Genomic DNA, 20,985 nt, shown 5'->3' with positions numbered 1-20,985 from the left:
CCGGACCCCGCGGCTATCCGAGGACGAGCGGGAGTCTCGTGGTCAGCTCGCCCAGTTCGGTCCTCTCCGCGTCTGTGGGGGCTCGCCGTCCGGTGCCGACCAGCAGCGCGTCCCTGTCTGAGAACGACGAGGGAAACGCGCTCCCCGCGATCTTCTCCAGCATCTCGCGGGACCGGGCAAGCCCCTCCGCGGGCGGTCCCGCGGCGTCCGCCAGGTGCGCGACCAGGTCGAGGTGGTGCAGTGTCCACTCCATGACGTACGCGGACAGGTAGGCGTCCACGGTGAGGACCTCGCCGCGGGTCCCGACCCGGAGGTGCGGGTCGGCGAGCCCGGCGGCACGGCCTGCGGCGGAGCCGACGTCGTCGAGGTGGAACTTGAGCAGCCGCGGCTCCTCGTACGCGGCGGCCAGCCGGACGACCAGCGCGTCGAGCGGGTCGTCGCCGGTCGGCGGCGTCGTGGCGACCTCCCAGTAGGTCACCGCGTCGCGGGTCGGTTCCGTCTCCACGGGGGTCGCCAGGGTGATCAGGACATCCTGCGCGTCGATGACCAGATGGCACACGAGATCCCGCACGAGCCAGCCGGCACAGCCCGACCGCTGGGCGAAGTCCTCATCCGGAAGCTCGGCGACCGCCCTGCGCAACGCCGTCCACGAGCGCGCGAAAAGATCCGTGCGGTACTTCGGCGCCACGAGGACATCCACCTCGCCTTCCTCAGCATCGGCTGCGCCCTGATCTGCTGGCGCCGCCTCAGTTTGCCACGCCAGTAGACGCGGGGGATTGAACGGCGCCGGCGTGACCGGTGCCCTGGCCACGGTCCTCGGCTACGGTACCGAGGACGCCATGGCTTCGGTCCACTCCGACTTTCGGTAGAGCGCACCGCGGCACGAAGAACCGGGGCGGGCAGGAGAGGAGACGGGGCGGTCAGTTCTCCGGGTCAGGGAGCAGGACGGAGGGGAGGGAGGTGTCGGGGTGCAGGCGTAGTAGTTGGTAGAGCATGCCGCCCACTCCCGGCATCAGACCTGGGCTGAAGGCGTCACGTGAAAGGCCACTCACCGGGCCGTGCTCGTCCATGCTGCCGATCACGTACGCGGCGAGGTACTCCGGCGTCAGCTCTTCGGGCCCGACACCCACATCGATCGCGTGGCGCACGATTTCCCAGGTGCCGAGGTCTCCGTGGCAGAGTGTGTGGTTCCAGCCGATGCCCCTCGACCAGGACGACGCGGCGGCCCGGCGCAGCACGTCCGCCCAGCGCGGGGCACCTTCGCGGGCCAGCCGGTCGGCCGCGACGAGGCCGATGCCGGCGGCTCCGTGGCACCATGCGCTGGAGGTCACGCGATGGTCGTCCATTTCACGCAGGTCACGCCAGCCCTTCTCCGCCGGGTCGTACAGTGACTCCTCGTACAGAAAGGCCCTGTCTGCCAGTGCGCGGAAGTCCGCAGCGCCGGCCGTGGCACTGTCAGCGAGCCGGGCCAGCGCCCAGGCGATCCCGGTGGCGCCGTGTGAGACCCCGCCTAACCCTTGTGGGAAGGCGGTGCTGGGCCAGCGTGCTCCCCGGTCGTCGATGTGGGCCAGTGAGAGCAGGCGCTCCCCGATGCGGTCGGCCTGCATGGACCACTGCTGGTCACCGGTCTGTTCCGACAGGCGGAGCAACGGCACGATGGCGCCTGCCATGCCGGTGAGCAGGTCGTACACCCCGTCGGCGGCCACCGCCTCGGGCAGTTGCCCCGCCAGGGCGCCGGCCCGGGCGACCGCCTCCTGCGAGCCGACGGTGCCCAGCCTGCGCAGCAGCAGCCAGCTCCAGATTTGCGAGCCGATGCCGACATAGCCACCTGGGGTGGCGGGGCGGCGCCGCGGCCCGGTGCGGCGTGCCTCCGCGTCGCGCTCCTCGGCCAGCCTGATCGTATGGAGGAGATCGGCGAGCAGCCCGTCCAGCCCCGGCACCTCGTCGGCCCTGCCCTGCCCGGTCTCACTCACGTAGGCGGCCAGGGTGATGGCGACCCCGTACGCCCCGCCGTACACGTCGGGAGACAGCGACTGTACGAACCAGCCGTCGGAGGTGAGCACCGGCGCGGTCCAGGTGACGGTGCCGTCGTCGCCCCGGACCGCCGTGTCAAGCATGCTGCGGGCGATCCCGGCCGCGATCCGGCGCCGGCGCCGCTCGAGGTCCTGGTGCTGGATGAGAGGCACGGTCATACGCTTGTTGGCAGGCATCCACCCTTCGTTGAGGTAGGCGCTGACCAGAGCGGACCGGATCACCTCACGGTCCAGGGCCGCGTCACGGTCGCGCCAGCGCCGCAGCGCGTCCGCGATGAGGTCCTGCTCGTCTCCGTACGAGGTTCTGCCAGGGCCGTCCAGACGGCCGCGAGCAGGGGTTGTGGCGAAGAAGGGGATGTCGCCGACCAGCAACTCGGCCACCTCGGCGTCGATCACCTCGGGGTCCGATGGCGCGCCGGGCAGGTTCTCGGCATGCTGGGCCAGCAACCCCGCCGCCTTGCCCATCGCGGTCGGCTCGTCGTGCAGTGAGGCCGGGTGCCACAACATGCGGGCCAGCTCGGCGTACGCCTCGGTGGCGCGGAGCACGACCCGGATCGGACGGTCGGCGAAGTCCGTGAGCAGCCCGGCGAGCTCACCCCGCCGATCCAGCATGTCGAGGTGCTCGGCCAGCTCGCTGAATCCGGACAGCACCAGATCCCAGTAGTGGACGAGGATCGGATCGGGGCTCGGGTGGTTGCTCACCGCTCCCAGCTCGACCCGTTCCATTCCCAGTCTCGCCATGTCCGTGCCCGCGTCGACGACGACCGGCACCTGCGTGTACGGCTGCTGGCCAGGCAGGCCTCCGACGGCGGACATGTCGACGCCGCGCCAGGCGAGCGAGACGCCGCGTCCGGGAAGGAGTCCGGTGCGCAGCACCGATCCGCTGAGCAGGTCGGTCGCCTGGTCGACGGCGTCGCCGTATCCGGACGGTTTGGCCGGGACGTGCGGGGTGAACAGCGTCTCGCAGTCGACGACGACGGGCGCGGGACCGGCCGCGATGAGGTTCTCCATGTGCAGGTCGCTGCCGCCGATCAGCCGCATCAGCGCCAGCCAGTGCCCGACACCGCGGTAGAAGGACCGCAGCTCCGTCTCGTCGGCGCAGTAGCGGTGCTGGATGTGCTCCGCCCAGCCGTACCCCTGGCGAATCAGCACGTCGGGTACCCGGATGCGGCTGCCGGCGGGCAGCTGGGGTGCCAGGCGGTCGATCAGCCGCGCCAGCGCCTCGTCCACGGCGAGGGACCGGGGCTTGTATACCACCTTGCCCTGCGAGCCGTGCAGGACGACGACGCTGTGCCCTCCGCGATGGCTGTCTCCCGCCCCGAAGTCGACTCCGACCAGCTCGCCGCGGAGACCGCCGGGCAGTGTGGTGAGCGCCGCGCGATCGGCGGCGAACCTGCGGGCCAGTTCCACGGCCGCGGCGCACCTGTTGTCGATGATCGTGCCGAGCCTGGACAGCATCGTGGGGTAGTGCTTGGTCAGGGACAGCCAGAACTCGGGCGTCGCGGCCGTCGCCTTCCACTCCTGCCACCGCAGCTGCGGCGTCTCGGCGGTCAGCCTTCCGCTGATTCTGGCGGCGTTGAGTTCCAGCAGCAGAACCCTGTTGACCTTGAGGCGGACGGTCTCCTCCAGCGCTTCGGCGGTGCTCTGGCATACCAGCCGGGCCTCCGCCTCCGTGAGGCCGGGGATCGATCCCAGCGTGGCGGACAGCCCGGCCAGCGCCGGTGCGGTCAAAAAGTCCAGCGACGGGTCGAAGTCCCCGGCCATTCGGATCCTCCTTCCTTGATCAGCAGCAGAAGCGGCTGCAGGTGCACGAGCTCGCCAGCCGGGTGTCCAGGGCCGTCAGCGTGATCTCCGACTCGGCGTACTCGCCGATGAACAGCGGACCGGCGGGGCTGTCCCAGCCCTCGACGTCGGCTCCGCTGCGCCACGCGGAGACGATCTCCTCAGAGCGATCCAGTGTGAGAGGCATTGCTACTCCCTTCGTGACTGTGCGTTCCGATCCGCATTGACCGGGTAGGTCCGATCAGCAGCAGGGAATGGTGTTGGCGCCCGTGCACGAGCTCGGCCTCCGCGTGTCCAGGGCCGTCAGCGTGATCTCCGACTCGGCGTACTCGCCGATGAACAGCGGACCGGCCGGGCTGTCCCAGCCCTCGACGTCGGCTCCGCTGCGCCACGCGGAGACGATCTCCTCAGAGCGATCCAGGGTGACAGGCATTCTTACTCCCTCCATGACTAGGCGTCCCGATCAGCGTTAGTCAGCCGATCGAAAAAATCAATACATAGCAGGCGAAATGTAGACTTGTCGGCATTCGGCGGAAATGGCGAAAGCTGCGGTTGACTGTGACGGAGCTTGCCTGGACGCCGAAGGGATGTCCGGAACGCGCGAGCGAGACCGGCCACCCTCCACGCCACGCGCCCACGCCCTCCAAGGGGGCGAAAGCACACGTCAGGGGGGGTTCCTCCCGCAACGGGCTATGACTACCACCTCGGCGACGGCGCTCATGTACGGGACGACCCAGCGAACCGCTTTGATACGGAAGAGGCGGGCGCGAGAAGGTTTCCGCTGTTCGGGAGCGCGGCAGACGGCGGCGAACAGCCCCGGTCACGGGGCGTCCGGCGACATTTCCCACCAATGTGCCGGAGATTCTCCACATATTGCGGGCGACAATTATCGCGATTTGTGAATATAGCTCTCCGGCGGCGCGCCGCCCCGGCCCGAGCACCCCTCCCTCCAGGCGTGGTGTACCCCTACTGCTGGACTCCGCGGCGGGCCAGCACCTCGGCCGGCGTCGGGCGGGCGCGTGGGTAATCTCTTCGGCCTTCGGCCCACAGGAGGAGTCCCTGTACCGGCACGAGACAGTGGCTCCCGCGCTCGCGCCGGCCAGCCGCCTCTCCGGGGTCCTGTTCCACCGGGACATGGTGGAAAGTCACACTCTGCTCGGCGGGGTCATCACCGCTCCCGTACCCGACGACCCTAAGTAAGCTCCCCGCCGATCCCGGCTCAGTCCGACCATCTCCGTGACCCCCGCACCAGGAATACGGCGCACCCACACCTCACATCCTTTCGTTCGGTCAGGCGCAGCCCACGCTACTCACGCAGCTCGCCATCGCTGCCGGGGCACGCACTGCTGAAGACGATGCGGCGTCCGTCCATCGCGGACCAGGCGCGGGGAGCGCCGGGCTCATTCGTCACCCTCTTCGTACGGGACCCATCGCATGCCGGCGGGCATGGCGACCGTTCCGACGCCGCTGCGGTCCCATCCCAGCTGGGCCACGGCGAAGATGTTGTCGGCACGCCCTCGTAATCCGGCCATGGCCGGGCACGTCGTCCTGTTCGGCTCGTTGCCGGCGGCGACCGTCATCACCCGTACGTCTGCGGCCGCCGCCACGGCCGCCTCGCAGAGATCGCAGGTGCCGTCGCAGGCGAACAACCCCCAGCGCCGTGAGTAGCAGCCGAGGCTGATGTTGACGCACACCGGCGACGACGTCCCCCGCGCGAAGTCGCGGACCCATTCGATCCCTTTGATCAGGTCGCGGGGCGTCGCGCGGCCGTTTCCGTCGGCGACCTTCACGTTGAGAAGGCGCGGCCGGCGGGTCAGGCCGGCCGCGAGGATGAGCGCCACCATCGTTCCGTGGCCGTTCGCGTCCTCGCCGTCGGGTTCCGTGGTCAGGTTGGTCCCGTCCACGATCAGCCCTCGCAGGAGGGGGTGACGGGAGAGCAGGCCCGTGTCGAGGACGGCGTAATACTCGGGCGTCGGTTCCGGGCGCTTCCTCGTCAGTTCGCGCCAGATTTCCGGCCACGCGCGCTCGAGCGCGTCCGCGTCGAATTCGGCTCCGGCCTGTGCCTGCAGGTACGCCGCCTTCACGCCCCGCTCGCGGAAGGCGAGCATCTCCTCGCTGTCCGCCGGACGGAGGTACGTGCCGGTGCCGGCGTCGAAAACGTACTGCATATATCTGCCGGGTGAGCTGCCCTCGTCTCCGGCGATCTCGACAATTCGCTCATCCATATGAGCCGTGACCCACGACATCGCCGGCCTAGACGAAGAGGGAAACGATCAGAAGGACCACGCCGGCCGCCACCAGAAGGGCGCAGAGTCTGACCCCGAACTCGGAGAACCACTCGGTGAAGCCTCTCCGGCCACCGTCTCCCAGCACGTTCACCTGCGCCGGCAGTTTGACGGCCACGATCCCCGCCAGCAGTGCGCCCACCACCAGCACCGCGAGTCCGACGCTCGTGGTCTCCGCCTTCGCCCCGGCGACCTCGCCCTTGAACTCGACGACGCCACCCAGGCCCAGTATCGCCACCACGGCCCCCGCCACGGCGAGCAGAAGTCCCGTGATGATAAGCACCGTGTACGTGATCGAAATTCTGGTTCTGTTGGTTTTCTTGCCCGCACGCCCTTTGCCCATGCTGCCGCTCCAGAGCCCAGATCAATACAGAACCAACGTGAAAGGATCTATATCACATCTTCTTCTGAAGTATCCATGGTTTCCTCGAATAAGGTTTGTGATGGCCCTTCTGTCGGGACTCCGAGAATGGGTGATAAAGACAGCCTTAGGCGATATTTCCTCTTGTGAGAATTACGAGAATCGTTCGATGGTCACGGGGATCGGGCCCGCGTGACGTATCGCCGTGGTCAGGCTCCGGAGCAGCGGCCGGAGGGCGTCGTCGGACATGGTGCCCAGGTGTGCCGTGAGATCGACGCAGCAGGCGACGCCGGGCCCGATCCGGCGCAGTTCCCAGGTGAACTCGTCCCGCGCCGTCCGCAGCCCGCCCGTGCCGGCGATCCGGGTACGCGGGTCGTCGGCGTTCTCGGCGAGTGTGACGACCTCCGGCGCGAGGCGGGCGAGGCCGGCAAGGCGGAGATCGCCCGCGAACAGGACGCGGTATGTCCGGGAGTCGTGGAACCCGCTGGAGCCCCCCTCCGGGCCGAGGCGCAGGGGAGCGGAGTCCGGAAGGGCGAGGGTGTCGCGGAAGCGATCCCGCAGCGTCGCCTCGCCGGGGAGTTCCTCTCCTCCGAGGCGGAGATAGGCGGCCTCGGCGTCCGTACGGCCGACGGCGACCACCCGGGCGCGCAGTTCCGGGTCCTCGCGCATGGCCCGCCCGAAGGCCGCCGAACTCCACCAGGCGCGGTCGTCCCCGCTCCATCCGGCGGTGTCCAGGCCGATGGTCCGATGGTCGCCGCTGAAGACGAACTCCTCGACGACGAGACCCTCCGCTCGTACGGCGCCGGCCCCCGCCCCGGGCGTGATCACGTAGTAGTCCAGGGCCGGCTGGGTGGGGGCGGAGGCGGTCGCCGCCAGCCCGGCCCGGAGGAGGTCACCAGTCACGGGCATACCGTACTGATCCGCCCCACATCTGAAGCGGTGTCTCCATCGGCGAGGCGCCCCCGTCCCTCCGACGGGGGAGGGCTCGGGGGCGCCGTCGCGTCGCGTCCGTACCGCCTGCCGTCGCGACGTACGTGCTCGCGTCAGGCCGGGCGCGTGGTCGGGCGCGTGGTCGGGTGTGCGGTCGGGCGTGTGGTGGGGCGGGGGCCGGTACGCCTCAGTGGGACATGTCCATGCCGCCGCCGGAACCGCCGCCCATGCCGCCCATGTCATGGCCGCCCGGCACGTTCCCCTTCTCATCGGACACCATGAAGACCCCGGCCATGCCCATGTCCGAGTGGCTCTGCACGTGGCAGTGGTACATCCACATGCCGGGACCGACACGCTCTCCCGCGACCACCTGGAAGCCGAACGACTCGGCCGGGCCGGTGGTCTTCGTGTCGATGATCCGGCTCGGGTCCTGGGGGCTCTCCAGCAGGCCGGTGCGGTTGTCGGCCCACCGGTGCCCGTGGATGTGGAACGTGTGGAACGCGCTCCCGTGCGTGATCACGATGAACTCGACCCGCTCGCCGATCTTGGCGAGGAAGTGCGGCCCGGCCGGGAGGTTGTTGATCCGTACGTCGTTGAAGACGACGGTGAACGTCTTGTCCGGCAGCACGTCGCCCTTACGGCGGACCACCAGCGGGCCGTAGAGGCCCTTCTTGATGCCTCCCGTGCCGTGGTCGGTGCCGACCACGTGGTCGTGGTAGTGCCAGTAGCCCGCGCTGCCGGGCTCGATGGTCCCGCCGGGGCGGCGGCCCGGTGCGTGGGTGCGCCAGACGTAGACGCGCCGGGCCCCCGGCTCGACCACGCTGTCGTTCATCCGCGTGCCGTCGCTGCTCGTCTCGTAGTCCACTCCGTGCACATGGAGGCTGGCGGTGACGTCCGCGTTGTTCACCAGCTCGACTTCGAGGGTCTCGCCCTCGACCATCTCGATGAGGGGGCCGGGGATCGTGGCCTTGCCCGGCTCGAGGCCGTAGCCCATGTCGCCGTTCGGCAGGTTCTCGACGTAGAGGGTGATGCGGCGCGGGTTGCCCAGGCGAACAGGCGCTGTCGCGTTCCTGCCGACGGGCGCCGCGTCGGCCTGAGCCGACACGACCAGCGGTGCTATCGCGGCGGCCGTCGCCGCCGTGGTGAAGGCGCGCCGCGAGAACGTGCTCCGCGTCGTTCCCCTGCCTACCTCGGTCATGGTTCCCCAATCCGTTGTGCCGTTCCGTCCGCGAGGCGCGTGGCCGCGAGCCGGCGGTGGGGCCGGGCCTCGCGGCGTGACGCCGGGACCGGACCACGGGCGCGGTCCGGCCCTGGAACCAGGCGGGACGAGACGGGTGCCCGATGCTTTCCACCACACCGGGCATCACTTTTGATGGAATTAGGCGATAGTGGCCGAGGAAAGTCAATAAGTTGGACATAAAGCGATAGGACTTCGTCACATACCAGACTGAAGTGATGTGAGATGGCTCCGTTCTGTCGTCGCACCGTCGCATTCTGTCGCTCGCGCCGCCGGTCCGGTGGCGATTCGCGAGCCGGACGGGAGCGCGTGGCAGGTGTCCGCGTGGGGCGTGTCGGGCGTGCCGGACATGCAGGTGTGCAGGTGTGCAGGGTGCGCCGGGGGCGGCTCAGTCGGTGCGGAAGGGGTCGTGCTCGGCCAGCAGCCTGTCGAGCCTGGCCTGGTCCACCCGGCTGACGACGGTGGCCTCCTCCTGCCGGTCCCGCACACACTTGGCCAGCGTGAAGGTCGAGGTCACCACGTACATCAGCCCGAGGGCGAGGAACGAGCGCACCCAGGTCGTGACGGGCAGGTAGAGGATCCCGGCGGCCAGTCCGGCGAGGGAGATCGCGAACGAGATGACGGCCTGCAGGTAGAAGGCCGTCGTCGTCGTGCTCTTCACTGGTTTCGTCATGGCGCCCATGCTGCGCGCCCGGCGCCGCCCGGACATGAGCGCCGATACTCAGTTACCGATGAGTACGATCTCTCGGTCAGGCCGCCGGGGCGCGGCCCGGAGCGGCCCGGAGCGGCCCGGAGCGGCCCGGAGCGGCCACGCGGGAACGGCTCGGCGCAGGCGGCGGCCCCGGCGGCATGGGCTCAGCGGCACGCTCTCAGTGGCGTGGGCTCAGTGGCGTGGGCTCAGTGGCGTGGGCTGAGCGACCCGGCTCAGTTCGGGGAGATCTCGTGGAGCCGGCAGACCTGACGCCAGACGCGGGGGTCGAGGGTGCCCGCTCTGTCGTCGAACGAGGCGGAGGGCACCCGGACCGGTCCGGTGAGGTCGAGGAAGCTGTTGTGGTCCGCGCTCGGGTCCCACGTGCGGGTGGGGATCTCGACGTGGTCGGAGCGGTCGCTCCGGTCCTGGCTGGTGATCTTCAGGACCTCCGCGCCGCCGTGGTACGTCCTGAGCACCACGCAGGGACGCACCTTGTGCCCGGGCCCGTCCTCGTACGGCACGTCGGCCCACCAGATCTCGCCCGGCTGCGGGCCGGTGCGCTCATCGGTGGCGGCGCCACTCCGGGTTCCGCCGCGGGTCGTACGGGAGGAGGGCGGGGAGGAGGGCCGGGCACCTCGTGACGGGCGCGTCGTCGCGCCCGGGGGGCGTGGCGCGGGCCGGCGGCGGGACGTCCCGCGGGCGGGCCCGCGGGACGCCTGACGGGCACGTCCGGTCCCGGCCAGCGCGGCGAGCACGATCAGTACGGCCACGATCGAAAGAGCCACCCAGAGCATGCCCGACAGCCTACGGCCCGTGCGCCTCACGGCGGCAGCCCTGCGCCCGGTGCCGCCGTGGTCGTCCCATCGCGCTCCGGCCTGTGCGCCTCACGGGCAGCCCTGAGCCTCTGCGCCTGGTGCCGCCGTGGTCGTCCACGGCGCTCCGGCCCGCGGTCTCCGGGCGGCCCTGAGCCGCTGCGCCCGGTGCCGCCGTGGTCGTCCCATCACGCTCCGGCCCGCGGCTTCCGGGGGCCGGACCCCGCTCCTGCTGGGGAACGCGTCAGCGGGCGTCCCAGGCGGCGAGCACGCGGCGCTCCTTGTCGGGGTCCATGCCGCTGCCCACCCGGACGCCGCGGAAGCTGCGCCGCTCCTCCGGGATGTCCTTCAGCCACTCCCATGTGTCGCGTACCGTCTCGCGGAGCGGACGGCAGGTGAGACCGGCGGCGAGGGCCTTGGCGGAGGAGTGGTTCCACACACCCAGGCCGTCCGCCCCCGGATACCACAGCGGAAGCTCGGTCCACGGCTCCACGCCCTGAGCGGTCAGGAAGTCGTCGTCGGCCCAGACGAGCTCCGCGCCCGAGCCGGTGGCCTCCACGCAGTCGCCGAGCCAGCTTCCGAACGTGGCCCTGCCCGGCACACCGCCCGTCATGTAGCGGCCCGTCGTGCCACCGGCCGCCTGGTCGAGGGTGAACGCCGCGATGTCGCGGGCGTCGATGAGCTGGATCGGCTGCGCCGGGTCGCCGGGCGCGAGCACCCGGCCGCCCTTGGAGATGCGGTCGAGCCACCAGGGCAGCCGGCCGACGTTCTCGTGCGGGCCGAGGATCAGGCCGGGCTGGACGACCAGGGCGGCGCCGTCGAAGTGCTCCTCCACCGCGCGTTCGCAGCCGGCCTTGAGCACGCCGTAGTCGCCGAACTCGGCGTCCGCGTCCGCCGGGCACTCGTGGGTGGGGAAGGTCTCGTCGACGCCCGTCTTGTCGGGCCAGTCCGGGTACGCGGAGATGCTGGAGATGAATGTGTAGTGCGAGGCGTGCCCGGACAGCGCCCGCACCGACTCCAGGACGACCCGGGGGACGAATCCGCAGACGTCGACGACCGCGTCCCACCGCCTGCCGTCGGCGAGCCGCAACAGGTCGCCGGTCACCTCGCGGTCGCCGCGCACCGCCTCCACCCCGGGCAGGTCCGTCCCGCTCCTGCCCCGGTTGAACGTCGTGACCTCGTGATCGCGCCGCAGCGCCTCCTCCACGATGGCCCGGCCCAGGAACACCGAACCACCGATGACCAGAATTTTCATACGGTCATCCTTGGTGCTGTGGCGCGCGGAGTCCGCCCGGTTTCACGATCGGCGGACATCGTCCGCTCACAGCGGAAGCGCACCGGTGCGTTCCCGGCCACTGCGTTCCTGACCACTGCGCTGAGGGCCGGTGCGCTGTGGGCCGGTGCGGCTCAGCCGGTGGTGCGCAGCTCCGGGACCGGGGTGAAGCCTTCCTGCTCCAGCACGTGCACCCGGGCCGCGCCGATGTCGAAGTACAGGCCCGTGAGCTCCAGCCTGCCCGCCCGTACGAGCGTGTCCACAAAAGGGTGGGTCCGCAGGTTGTCGAGCTGCTGGATGACGTTGACCCGGCACAGCCGGTCGAGCGGCCCGGCGTCGTCGGCGTCCTGGCCGGGCCCGGCGGCCACGAACCGGGCCAGGCTCTGCCGTCCGTGCCGCAGCCAGGCGCGCAACGCCGGCAGGTCGGGGACCTCGCCGAGGAGGGCTGCCATCGCGCCGCACCCGGAGTGCCCGCAGACGGTGATCATGCGGACCTCCAGCACGTTCACGGCGTACTCGACCGCCGCCGCCACCGAGTCGTCCGGCGGGACCGAGCCCGCACGCGGCACGAGGTTGCCGATGTTCCGCAGAGTGAACAGGTCACCGGGGCCGCTCGCGGTGATGATGTTGGGCACGATCCGCGAGTCGGCGCAGGTGATGAAAAGGTGCGACGGCGACTGCCCGCGGGCCATCCGGGTGAGCAGCGGACGGACCATCGGCGCGGTCCTGCGGTGGAACTCCCGCGTCCCCTCCAGGAGGTCGGGCACGCCCTGCGGCTCGCAGATCACGGCGTCGTCGTGGCCCGCGAAGCTCCCGCCGTCCACGCCGACCACCTCGAAGGACCCGTACGGGCCCGGACCCGGGGAGTGGGCGCCGGAGGAGTGGGCGCGGCGCCGGTAGGCCCAGGGCAGCCACCAACGGTCGTGCCGGGGCGGGATCCTGGCGGGGGAGAGCCGGGCGCCGCTGATCGCGGCGGAGTACCACTCGCCGTGCGGCTCGTCCACGTCGACCTCGCCGCCGGCCCGTTCGTGCTCCAGCCGCCAGGTGTGCAGCGCCTCGAAGGCGGCGTTGTCCATGAAGTCGAGGTGCAGGTCGAGCTCCACCGCCGACCCGGCGGGGATGGCGCGCAGCGCCTCGGTCAGCCGGGGCACGCCCAGGAACGTCAGCGATCCGGTGACGACGACCCGCCAGTGCCGCTCGCCGTCCTGGCGGACGTCGACCGAGACCCACGCGAGGCGGCGCAGGGCGAGCAGGGCGGCCAGCCCGAGGCCGATCGCCACTCCCTCGGCGAGCCCGATCAGCACGACCCCGGCCATCGTCACGGCGTACACCGGCACCTCGCGGTGGTTGCGCAGGTTCCGTACGTGCCCGAGGTTGACCATCTGCACGCCGATGAACAGCAGCAGCGCCGCGAGCGCCTCCAGGGGGATCAGCGCGAGCATCCAGGCGAAGGCCGCGGTGAACAGCAGCACCCACACGCCGTGCAGGACCGTGGACCAGCGGCTGCGGGCGCCCGCCCGCGCGTTGGTGGTCGTACGGACGACGACCCCCGCCACCGGCAGGCCGCCGAGCAGACCGGACACCACGTTCGCCACGCCCTGCGCGGTGAGCTCGCGGTCGAGGTCGGCACGGGGGCCGTCGTGCAGGCGGTTGGACGCCACACACGTCAGCAGCGACTCCACCCCCGCGAGGAGGGCGACGAGCAGGACGGCCCCGGCGATGGCGTGCCAGTCGCCCTGGGGCGCCAGCGGCCCCTGGACGGAGGAGAACCCGTCGCCGAGGTCCACCTTCGTCAGGTCCCAGCCCGACACCCCCGCCGTCAGCGTCGCGATCATCAGCGCCGCCAGCGGGGCGGGCACGGCCCGCAGGCGCGGGATCCGGCCCCACACGAGCAGGACCGCGATCGTCAGGACGCCGATCAGCACGGCGTGCGTGTGGTTGTGGACGATCTGGGCGGGCAGTTCGAGCACGTTCTCGAGCGCGGAGCGCTGCGGGCTGCCGCCGAGGACGATGTGCAGCTGGGAGAGCGCGATCACGGCGCCGACCCCGGCCAGCATGCCGTGGACGACGGCGGGGGAGACCCCCAGGGCCGCCCGCGCCACCCGCAGCGCGCCGAGCCCGACCTGGAGCAGCCCGGCCATGGCCGTGATCGCGCACGTCGCGCGCCAGCCGTACGTGTGGACCAGCTCCGCGACGACCAGGGAGAGCCCGGCGGCCGGGCCGCTCACCTGGACGACGGACCCGCCGAGCGCTCCCGCGACCACCCCGCCGACCACCGCCGCGACGAGGCCCGCCGCGACGGGAGCGCCGGACGCGACGGCGATGCCGAGCGACAACGGCACGGCCACCAGGAAGACGACCAGCGAGGCGGGAACGTCATGGCGGAGCACGGACTTCCAGTCACGATGCGAGATTGTGCCGTCACTGAGGGTCATGGGCCGACGATACGTCAGCCACGGAAACCGTCACCAGGCAGGGAACGGGAAAGTCACCGATAGTAGTCGGGATAGTCGGTGTCGGGATCGCGGTGGCTGCCCCGGCGACGGCCGCCGGCCGACGTGGAGGCGTCGCCGTACAGCTCGTCGTAGGAGGGCCAGCTTCCGCCCATGTTCTGCTCGGGCCACGACGGCTGCGTGCCGCCGTACCCCTGCTGTTGCTGGTCGTAGCCGTACTGGCTCTGCCCCGACGGCGCGTCGTAGCCCGCCGACTCGTACGGCGAGGCGGACCCGGGCGCGGCGCCCGTCACGCTGTCGGAGGCGTCGATCGACGCCCAGCCGGGGTTCACCTCGTACGACGGTGTGACCGGGGGCGGAACGGGCGACGACGCGGCCGGGTAGGAGGACTCACCGGAGTGGCCCGCCTGGTAGCCGTCGTAGGCCGGGGTCTGGTAGGTCTCGGCGTTCGGCCAGGAGGACGAGCCGTGCGACGGCTCGGGGTCGTCCAGCACGTCCCGGGCTGCCGCCCAGCCCGGAGTGGGAGCCGAGGCGGCGGGGGCCGGCGGGTAGCTGCCGGTCACGGGCCAGCCGGGGTCGGTGGCACTGCCCTGGCTGCCGGGAGCGGGGGTGCCGACGGCCGGCTCCTGGGTGGGGGAGTACGAGGGGCGCGCGGCCGGGAACGGGCCCGTCGAGGCCTGGGAGGGGTCGTAGGCGTCGGTGCGGGCCGGCTGACGAGCCGTCCAAGGGTCGAAGGAACTCTGGGGCGCAGGCTCGGCGAGGGCGTCGGCGGGCTGGGCAATGGGTTGAACGGGGGACGCGGCCGCCTCGAACGCGCCGCTGCCGCGCGCCGGGTCATAGCCGCCCATGACGAAGGTCCCGGTCTCCGGCACGGGGGAGGCCGACGCGGCGTCGAAGGAACCGGCCGCGTGACCGTCGTACGAGCCCGTGCCGCCGGCGGACGGGAACGGGCCGGTGGCCGCGGCGCGGTTGAAGAAGCCGGTGTCCCCGGAGGCGGCCATCGGGCCGGTGTTCGCCTGGACGCCGTCCAGGGCGTCGGCGCCCGGCGTCGCCGGGTAGGAGCCGGTGCCCGACGGCGTGGTGAACGGGCCGGTGCCCGCGGACGCCGGGAAGGGGCCGGTGCCTCGGGGGATGTCGTAGGAACCGCTCGCCTGGCCCGCGTCGGCGGAGGCGGCGGCCGCGGCGCGGCGGGCCGCTCGCGACGACCTGCCGGACCTGCCCGGCCTGCCGCTCTGCGCACCGGCCGGTGTTGCTCCGGTCGGGGGGGCGGCGGGGGCGTCGAACGGGCCGGTGGCGGGGGAGCCGGCGGCGTCGAGCAGGTCGGGCGTCGGCGCGGCGAACGTCATGGTCTTCTGCTCGGCCATCGCCGAGGCGGGGACGGGGGCGTCGGCGCGGCCGGCCGCGGGGCGCGCGGGCAGGGGTGCCTGCACGGTCACCGCGTCGGCGTCGGCCGCCTGTCCCTGGGACGCGCCCGGAGATGCGCTCGCCGGGCTTGAGGTGTCCTGGACGGGCCGGGGGGTGGCCATCCTCGCGGCGATCGTGCCGCCGAAGCCGCCCTCGTCGGCGCGTACGCGCGACCAGTAGTCGTCGTCGTAGTCGTCCGGCTCGCCCCACTCGTCCACGCCGCGCTTGCCGCGGGCGGCGGCGGGCTGCTTGCCGCCGCGCTGCGCGGGCCGCGCCTGCCGGCTGCCGGGGCGGGTGCTCGCCGGCCTCGGCTTGGGCGCTTCGGGCTCGGGCTCCTCGAAGGCGTCGAACCCCTTGGGGAAGCTCTCGAAGAACGTCTCCTCGGCCGGTCGGCGCGGCTTGGGACCCTTGTTCTCGGCCATCGCCTTGATGCGCTCTGAGGAGAGAGCGCTCTCTCTGCGGTTCATCGACCGCATGCCCAGCGCCACGACCAGCAGCACGAGAAGCACGACGGCGACAAGACCGACAATGACCGCAGTCATAGCACCACCTTCAAGGCCATGGCCTTTCTGCGGCGCCGGTGAGGTCGCGCGGCCATCGACGCGACCTGCCCCCTCTGGCCACCTGCGCTCAGCAATTGAAACCGATTCTGCTCGACCACAATGACCGTTGTCACACCCTAGGTGAAGATTGGTGTAGCACGACTACCTCCGGTGCCCAGCATGTCACTCGATCGTGTCCGCCGTGAGGCGTCCACGTGCGATGGTGTGGCTCGCGATGCTCTCCAGCGTCGGCGCGAGGCCGGCACCCTGCTCCAGACCGAGCTTCGCGTCCAACGCGTAGACAGTGAAACGGTAGCTGCCATCGGTCCGGCATGGGGGCGTATAGCCCACCTTCCCGCTCGTCGTCCTGCCCAGCCTGGCGCCCCGGGGGACGTCGTCCATGCCCAGTTCGGTCGTGTCGGGATCGATGTCGAACACCACCCAGTGCACCTCCGGCCCTCCGCGCGGGCTGCTGTCGTCGACCACGAGGGCCACGGACTTCGCGCCCGACGTGCCCGACCAACGAAGAGGCGGGTTCCCCTGCCCCCCCTTGCAGGAGTAGTCCTGCGGCAGGGGGGCGCCGTCGCGGAACTGCGGGCTGGACACGCTGATGACGTCGAGGTTCCTCGGCGATCCGCCGCCGATGATTGCGCAGCCCTGCGTGGCCAGCATGAGCGCCGTCACCGTGACGGCGGCTCCCGCGACCGCTGATTTTCTCGGCGACCCCATGCCCGATGATGCTACGCGGATTGGACAGGTGCCCCGACCGCATCGCGATGATCCGTACAGCCGTCCTTGCCCGCGTTGGCCGGTTGACCTCTACTTGTTCGCTCTACGAGCAATATGACCGAAAAGTCAGTACGGAGGGCGGCGTGGGCTACCCGCGTACGGCGGGCACCCGGCCGACCGGCGGCAGGCCCGCTCCGGGGTCGTGGTCGTAGAGCCAGGCGGTGGCGCGTTCGTAGGCGAACGGGAAGACGACCGGCATGATCAGGTTGCGGAGCCGGCGGGCGACCGGGCCCAGGGCCTTGGCGTCCCGGTTGTCGTCACCGGCCTTGAGCATCCTGGCGACGCGGTCCCGCCGCGCCTGCCCGTACGCGGCCAAAGCGCTTGCCAAAGCGGCGGGCTGTGCGGTGGGCGCGTCGCCGGTGGCCGCCAGGCAGCGGGCCAGCACGACCGCGTCCTCGATCGCCATCGACGCGCCCTGACCGGCGCCGACGGGGTGCCAGGCGTCGCCGACCAGGGCGATCCGGTCGTCGTGCCAGACCGGCACCGTCGCCAGGGCGTGCATAAGGGTCGGGCGCCGCACGCTCGTCGCGGCGCGCAGCAGTGCGGACGGCGTCTCCTCGTGGCGGTAGAGGTCCCGGAGGTCGTCCAGGCCGGCCTCGTCCGGGCCGGGAGGCGTCGCGGAGGCGGCCTGGGCCGACCACCACACTTCGCCGCCGGGGGCGGCCAGGTAGATGAACGCGCCCTTGCGGCCGAAGACCATGTTGAAGACGCCGGGTTCGACGTCGACGCCGCGTGAGACGCCGGAGACGGAGTAGAACCCGGCGTACGCCGGCTCGGGCGCGGCCGGGTCGAGCACGCGCCGGGTCGCCGACCAGATGCCGTCGGCGCCGACCAGGAGGTCCGCGCGGGCGGTGTGGCCGCTCGCGAACCGGGCCCGGATCCCGTCGCCGTCGCCGTCGCCGTCGCCGACGGCGCCGGTCAGCCGTTCGCCGGTGACGAAGCGCGCGCCCTGGGCGGCGGCGCGGGCGCGGAGCGTCTCGACGAGGCGGCCGCGTTCGAGTGTGACGCTGTGCAGAGGCTCACCCTCGGGGCGGCCGCGTGGTGCGTCGCCCAGAAGTTTGCCGGTGTCGGCCCACAGCCGCTGGCGCGCCACGTCGAAGCCCGCCTGCTGCACGGCTTCGAGGCAGCCGAGGGCACGCAGGCCCTTGAGCCCGTTGGCCGCCAGGCTGAGGAACGAACCGACCGGTCCGGCGGGGTCGGCGTACGCCTCGTACACGGTGACCTCGGCTCCGATGCGCCGCAGCGCGAGCGCGGTGGTCGCCCCGGCCACTCCGCCGCCTGCCACGATGACCTGCAACCCATCCTCCTGAATCTCGGTTCACTGAATAGTTATTCGGCGAATCTGGGTTCAGTATGATTTGACGCATGAACGAACGTCAAGGCGGGGTGCGCAAGGCGAGGGCGGCCGAGACCCGGGTCGCGCTGAAGGACGCCGCGCGCCGCCTGTTCATGGAACGCGGCTATCTCAACACCAAGATCGCGGACATCGCGGCGGAGGCGGGCCGGGCGACGGGGTCGTTCTACGAGCACTTCAAGAGCAAGGAGGAGCTGCTCCAAGCCCTGATGGCCGACCTGGAGGGCCAGGCCGACGAGGAGATCGGGGCGGCCGGGCATCCCCGCGACCACGACCTCACCGACCGGGCGCAGCTACGCGGGCACATGGCCGTCGCCTGGAGCGTGCTGCGGGCCAACCTGCCGGTCGTGGCGGCGCGGATGCAGGCGCTGATCGCCGAGCGCCCGGCCTCCGGCGCCGCCTGGGCGAGTCTGACCGCCGAGTCGGAGGTGCTGCGGGACCACCTGGAGTATCTGCGGGATCGCGGGCATCCATTGCCGGGCGATCCCGCCCTGCTCGCCGCGATGATGGCGGCGATGCTGTCGATGTTCGGCTACGCCGTCCTCACCGCGGGCGAGCATGGGCCCGCCGCCACGGACGACGAGATCGTCGACGCGCTCACCGGCCTGCTGCTGCACGGCCTGGCCGGTCCCTGACGCCCGGCGCCGGACGTCAGGGAACGCGCATCAGCAGGGCTCAGCAGGCGACGTCGGCGGCCGGCAGCGTCCCGGTGGTGAGGAAGGCGTCGACCGCGCCGTTCAGGCACGCGTTGCCGTACGCGGGGTAGGGCGCGTGGGTGTGGGCGTCGATGGTGACGATGCGCGAGCCGCGGATGCGCGCGGCCACGGCGCGGCTGTTGGCGATCGGCACGGCCACGTCCCGCAGCGCGGCGGTCACCAGGACCCCGGGAGACCGGTTGGCCGACAGCCGCACCGGCTCGTCCTCGATCCGCGGCCAGAAGGCGCACGGGGTGATGTTGGCGTTGGCCGGCCCGAACAGCGGATACCGCTCACTGTAGGAGGCGATGTCCCGCAGGTAGTCGCGGGGATCGCGGGGCCACGGCCCGTCCCCGCACCGGTAGGCCATGTTCGTCGCGGTGTGGTTGTCGACCGGCACGCCGGGCACTCCGGCCGGGGGCAGCGGGCGGAGGGGGAACGGCACGAACGGCTCCCGCCCCGCGGCGAGGGCGGCGAAGGCCGCCGCGACCAGGCCGAAGGACCGCTCGTCGTAGATGCCCACCACCAGCAGCGTCCCCACCTCATCGGACGTCCAGGCGTGGCCCCCCACGACGATCGGGGCCGTGCGGGCGCGGCGGATGAGCCCCGTGACGGCGTCGGTGACCTTCTGCGCGGTGTCGCCGAGGCCGTAGTCGGCGTTCCGCTGGGCCGTCCAGGCGGCGAAGGCGGCCGTCCCGGCCTCGAAAGCGGGGGTGCGGGCCAGTTCGTACGCCCGCCAGACCGTGTCCGCGTTGGGCGGGCTGTCCAGCACGAACCTGTCGACCCGGCGGGGGAACAACGTGCTGTAGACGGCCCCGAGCATGCCGGCGTAGGAGCCGCCGAGGTAGGAGATCTTCTCCTCGCCGAGCGCGGCGCGGATGACGTCCATGTCCCTCGCGGCGTTCGCCGTGGTGGCGTGGGGCAGCGCCCACCCGGCGGCGCGCACACACGCACGGGCGTACGCGCGGGCCTCGGCCGTGTCGGCGGGGAAGCTCCCGGAGGTGGCGGTGCGGACCCAGTAGCCGCCGGGCTCCTCCACGTCCTGGCCGCAGCCGATGGGCGTGCTGCGCTCGACGAACCGCATGTCGAAGCCGATCAGGTCGTAGCGCGCCCGCACCTCGGAGGACAGCATCGGGGCGAGGCTCGACGGCAGCGGGACGCCCGGCCCGCCGGGGCCGCCACCGGTGGTGAGCAGCACCCCACGGCGGCGGGCCGGGTCGGTCGCGGGCAGCCGTGAGACGACGATCGTGATTTTCCGGCCGTGGGGATGGTGGTAGTCCAGCGGCACGGCGACCTCCGCGCAGCGCAGGGCCGGGTCGGCGACCCCCGCGCAGTCGCCCCAATGCAGCTCCTGCCGCCCGAACCGGCCCGCCGCGCTGTCCGCGCCCCCTGTGGCGGCCTCCGTGCTCTCTGTGCTGTCCGTGCTCCGCTCGGCCGCCGCGCTGTCCGCCCCCTGCGAGGCCGCCACCGAGCTGTCCGCTGCCCGCGCGGCTGCTGCCGGTGGTGCGGCCAGCACTGCCGCGAGCACGGCGGCGAACACCGCGACGAGCACACGCCGAGACCCACCCATTTGGTACGCCATCCCGCACGGCCTCCTGATCATGTGGATGGCGTGGATCATGGACGACGTGCCGCACTGCGCGCCACCCGCCGCAACCGGGGCGCCGGCCGTACGGGAGGGTGCGCAGTTCCCGGGCACCTCACCCCGGTCCGCGCGTGAAACTTTCTCGCGGGCGCGCACCGCGCGTGCGAAGTCTCCGGACCGAACGGCCTGCTCCGACGAATCAACAGGACGCCGCCGTCCCTATAAGGACGGGGGATCCGCCAACCTCGATCCGGCGCAGCCGGGTTGCGCGGCCCCTCGTAGGGGTGATGAGGGCAACAGCGCGAAGAGCGTGCCCGGTCATACCCGGGTGTTGCGATCCCTCGTAGGGGCGATGAGGACACCTCCATGACTGGGTGCAGCCCTTGATCGAGGCGTTGCGACCCCTCATAGGGGCGATGAGGACGGCATGGTCCCCGAGGTGGTTGCGACCCCTCGTATGGGCGATGAGGACCCGGCGTCGGATTCAGCGTGGAACGCCGGTATGTGGAGTTGTGACCCCTCGTAGGGGCGATGAGGACCCTGCGGAAGATCGAGGTAGCGCACGGCCTGTCCGAGTTGCGACCCCTCGTAGGGGTGATGAGGACCACCCGACACCACCGAAAGCGAACTCATGGCCAGGATCTGTCAACGGACTCCCGATAGTGACCCCCAGCGGTTCCGGGAACTTTAACCCCCCGGGGTTGGCTCAGTCGCGGTTGGCGCGGTTCTCCTTGGCCAGCAGCTCGCGGCGTTGGCGGG

Annotated in this window: 17 protein-coding genes; 1 reads left to right on the top strand and 16 read right to left on the bottom strand. The window is 71.6% G+C overall.

Features of this window, described 5'->3' with window-relative positions:
* Positions 1-13: 13 nt before the first annotated feature.
* From HHX40_RS26730 to HHX40_RS26660, 15 genes are all read right to left on the bottom strand, one after another.
* Entirely contained in the window at positions 14-700 is a 687-nt protein-coding gene (locus tag HHX40_RS26730; protein WP_310738298.1) for a maleylpyruvate isomerase N-terminal domain-containing protein, read from the bottom strand.
* Between the two features lie 220 nt (positions 701-920).
* Positions 921-3,797: a type 2 lanthipeptide synthetase LanM family protein gene (locus tag HHX40_RS26725; protein ID WP_182882799.1), complete on the bottom strand. Its 2,877-nt coding sequence runs from the start codon at positions 3,795-3,797 to the stop codon at positions 921-923.
* 19 nt (positions 3,798-3,816) lie between these two features.
* Complete coding sequence (locus tag HHX40_RS26720) at positions 3,817-4,002, bottom strand: DUF6229 family protein (RefSeq protein WP_111701617.1); 186 nt, start codon at positions 4,000-4,002, stop codon at positions 3,817-3,819.
* 54 nt (positions 4,003-4,056) lie between these two features.
* Positions 4,057-4,248 (bottom strand): DUF6229 family protein, encoded by a 192-nt coding sequence (locus tag HHX40_RS26715; protein ID WP_208758842.1) that lies wholly within the window; start codon positions 4,246-4,248, stop codon positions 4,057-4,059.
* Positions 4,249-5,215: 967 nt separating this feature from the next.
* On the bottom strand, positions 5,216-6,040 hold the full coding sequence (locus tag HHX40_RS26710; RefSeq protein WP_182882798.1) for a S8 family serine peptidase: 825 nt from the start codon (positions 6,038-6,040) through the stop codon (positions 5,216-5,218).
* Between the two features lie 28 nt (positions 6,041-6,068).
* Positions 6,069-6,443 carry a hypothetical protein gene (locus HHX40_RS26705; protein WP_182882797.1) on the bottom strand — a complete coding sequence of 125 codons (375 nt, stop codon included), beginning with the start codon at positions 6,441-6,443 and terminating at the stop codon, positions 6,069-6,071.
* 171 nt (positions 6,444-6,614) lie between these two features.
* Positions 6,615-7,364, bottom strand: a complete 750-nt coding sequence (locus tag HHX40_RS26700; protein ID WP_182882796.1) for a hypothetical protein — start codon at positions 7,362-7,364, stop codon at positions 6,615-6,617.
* A gap of 214 nt (positions 7,365-7,578) precedes the next feature.
* Positions 7,579-8,589, bottom strand: a complete 1,011-nt coding sequence (locus HHX40_RS26695) for a multicopper oxidase domain-containing protein (RefSeq protein WP_111701622.1) — start codon at positions 8,587-8,589, stop codon at positions 7,579-7,581.
* Between the two features lie 427 nt (positions 8,590-9,016).
* A complete protein-coding gene (locus HHX40_RS26690; RefSeq protein ID WP_182882795.1) occupies positions 9,017-9,301 on the bottom strand; it encodes a YiaA/YiaB family inner membrane protein in 285 nt (94 codons plus the stop codon).
* 251 nt (positions 9,302-9,552) lie between these two features.
* Positions 9,553-10,113, bottom strand: a complete 561-nt coding sequence (locus HHX40_RS26685; RefSeq protein WP_182882794.1) for a type II toxin-antitoxin system PemK/MazF family toxin — start codon at positions 10,111-10,113, stop codon at positions 9,553-9,555.
* Positions 10,114-10,375: 262 nt separating this feature from the next.
* Positions 10,376-11,386 (bottom strand): NAD-dependent epimerase/dehydratase family protein, encoded by a 1,011-nt coding sequence (locus tag HHX40_RS26680; protein WP_182882793.1) that lies wholly within the window; start codon positions 11,384-11,386, stop codon positions 10,376-10,378.
* Positions 11,387-11,538: 152 nt separating this feature from the next.
* Positions 11,539-13,839 carry a SulP family inorganic anion transporter gene (locus HHX40_RS26675; protein ID WP_182882792.1) on the bottom strand — a complete coding sequence of 767 codons (2,301 nt, stop codon included), beginning with the start codon at positions 13,837-13,839 and terminating at the stop codon, positions 11,539-11,541.
* 53 nt (positions 13,840-13,892) lie between these two features.
* The gene (locus HHX40_RS26670) at positions 13,893-15,803 is read right to left on the bottom strand and encodes a hypothetical protein (protein WP_182882791.1); all 1,911 of its coding nucleotides are present in this window, start codon (positions 15,801-15,803) and stop codon (positions 13,893-13,895) included.
* Between the two features lie 183 nt (positions 15,804-15,986).
* A complete protein-coding gene (locus HHX40_RS26665) occupies positions 15,987-16,532 on the bottom strand; it encodes a YbhB/YbcL family Raf kinase inhibitor-like protein (protein WP_259403972.1) in 546 nt (181 codons plus the stop codon).
* A gap of 148 nt (positions 16,533-16,680) precedes the next feature.
* Positions 16,681-17,889, bottom strand: coding sequence for an FAD-dependent oxidoreductase (locus HHX40_RS26660; protein ID WP_182882790.1), 1,209 nt, complete (start codon positions 17,887-17,889; stop codon positions 16,681-16,683).
* Positions 17,890-17,957: 68 nt separating this feature from the next.
* Here HHX40_RS26660 and HHX40_RS26655 point away from each other — a divergent pair, with 68 nt between their 5' ends.
* Positions 17,958-18,581, top strand: coding sequence for a TetR/AcrR family transcriptional regulator (locus HHX40_RS26655; protein WP_182882789.1), 624 nt, complete (start codon positions 17,958-17,960; stop codon positions 18,579-18,581).
* Between the two features lie 40 nt (positions 18,582-18,621).
* On the opposite strand, the gene HHX40_RS26650 is transcribed toward HHX40_RS26655, so the two are convergent.
* Positions 18,622-20,211, bottom strand: coding sequence for an alpha/beta fold hydrolase (locus HHX40_RS26650; protein ID WP_182882788.1), 1,590 nt, complete (start codon positions 20,209-20,211; stop codon positions 18,622-18,624).
* Positions 20,212-20,985 lie beyond the last annotated feature (774 nt).

The organism is Microbispora sp. H10949 (genome assembly GCF_014161435.1).
In the GTDB taxonomy this organism is placed as follows: Bacteria; Actinomycetota; Actinomycetes; order Streptosporangiales; family Streptosporangiaceae; genus Microbispora; species Microbispora triticiradicis.
Note: the sequence above shows the minus strand (reverse complement) of the source record. Positions and strands in the feature narration are given on the sequence as shown.

What these genes read in the sequence shown, in the direction of transcription:
- HHX40_RS26710 (WP_182882798.1), bottom strand. Translation starts at nt 6,040, where the DNA reads ATGGATGAGCGAATTGTCGAGATCGCCGGAGACGAGGGCAGCTCACCC.
- HHX40_RS26715 (WP_208758842.1), bottom strand. Translation starts at nt 4,248, where the DNA reads ATGCCTGTCACCCTGGATCGCTCTGAGGAGATCGTCTCCGCGTGGCGC.
- HHX40_RS26675 (WP_182882792.1), bottom strand. Translation starts at nt 13,839, where the DNA reads ATGACCCTCAGTGACGGCACAATCTCGCATCGTGACTGGAAGTCCGTG.
- HHX40_RS26695 (WP_111701622.1), bottom strand. Translation starts at nt 8,589, where the DNA reads ATGACCGAGGTAGGCAGGGGAACGACGCGGAGCACGTTCTCGCGGCGC.
- HHX40_RS26670 (WP_182882791.1), bottom strand. Translation starts at nt 15,803, where the DNA reads ATGACTGCGGTCATTGTCGGTCTTGTCGCCGTCGTGCTTCTCGTGCTG.
- HHX40_RS26680 (WP_182882793.1), bottom strand. Translation starts at nt 11,386, where the DNA reads ATGAAAATTCTGGTCATCGGTGGTTCGGTGTTCCTGGGCCGGGCCATC.
- HHX40_RS26685 (WP_182882794.1), bottom strand. Translation starts at nt 10,113, where the DNA reads ATGCTCTGGGTGGCTCTTTCGATCGTGGCCGTACTGATCGTGCTCGCC.
- HHX40_RS26690 (WP_182882795.1), bottom strand. Translation starts at nt 9,301, where the DNA reads ATGACGAAACCAGTGAAGAGCACGACGACGACGGCCTTCTACCTGCAG.
- HHX40_RS26720 (WP_111701617.1), bottom strand. Translation starts at nt 4,002, where the DNA reads ATGCCTCTCACACTGGATCGCTCTGAGGAGATCGTCTCCGCGTGGCGC.
- HHX40_RS26655 (WP_182882789.1), top strand. Translation starts at nt 17,958, where the DNA reads ATGAACGAACGTCAAGGCGGGGTGCGCAAGGCGAGGGCGGCCGAGACC.
- HHX40_RS26650 (WP_182882788.1), bottom strand. Translation starts at nt 20,211, where the DNA reads ATGGGTGGGTCTCGGCGTGTGCTCGTCGCGGTGTTCGCCGCCGTGCTC.
- HHX40_RS26665 (WP_259403972.1), bottom strand. Translation starts at nt 16,532, where the DNA reads ATGGGGTCGCCGAGAAAATCAGCGGTCGCGGGAGCCGCCGTCACGGTG.
- HHX40_RS26705 (WP_182882797.1), bottom strand. Translation starts at nt 6,443, where the DNA reads ATGGGCAAAGGGCGTGCGGGCAAGAAAACCAACAGAACCAGAATTTCG.
- HHX40_RS26725 (WP_182882799.1), bottom strand. Translation starts at nt 3,797, where the DNA reads ATGGCCGGGGACTTCGACCCGTCGCTGGACTTTTTGACCGCACCGGCG.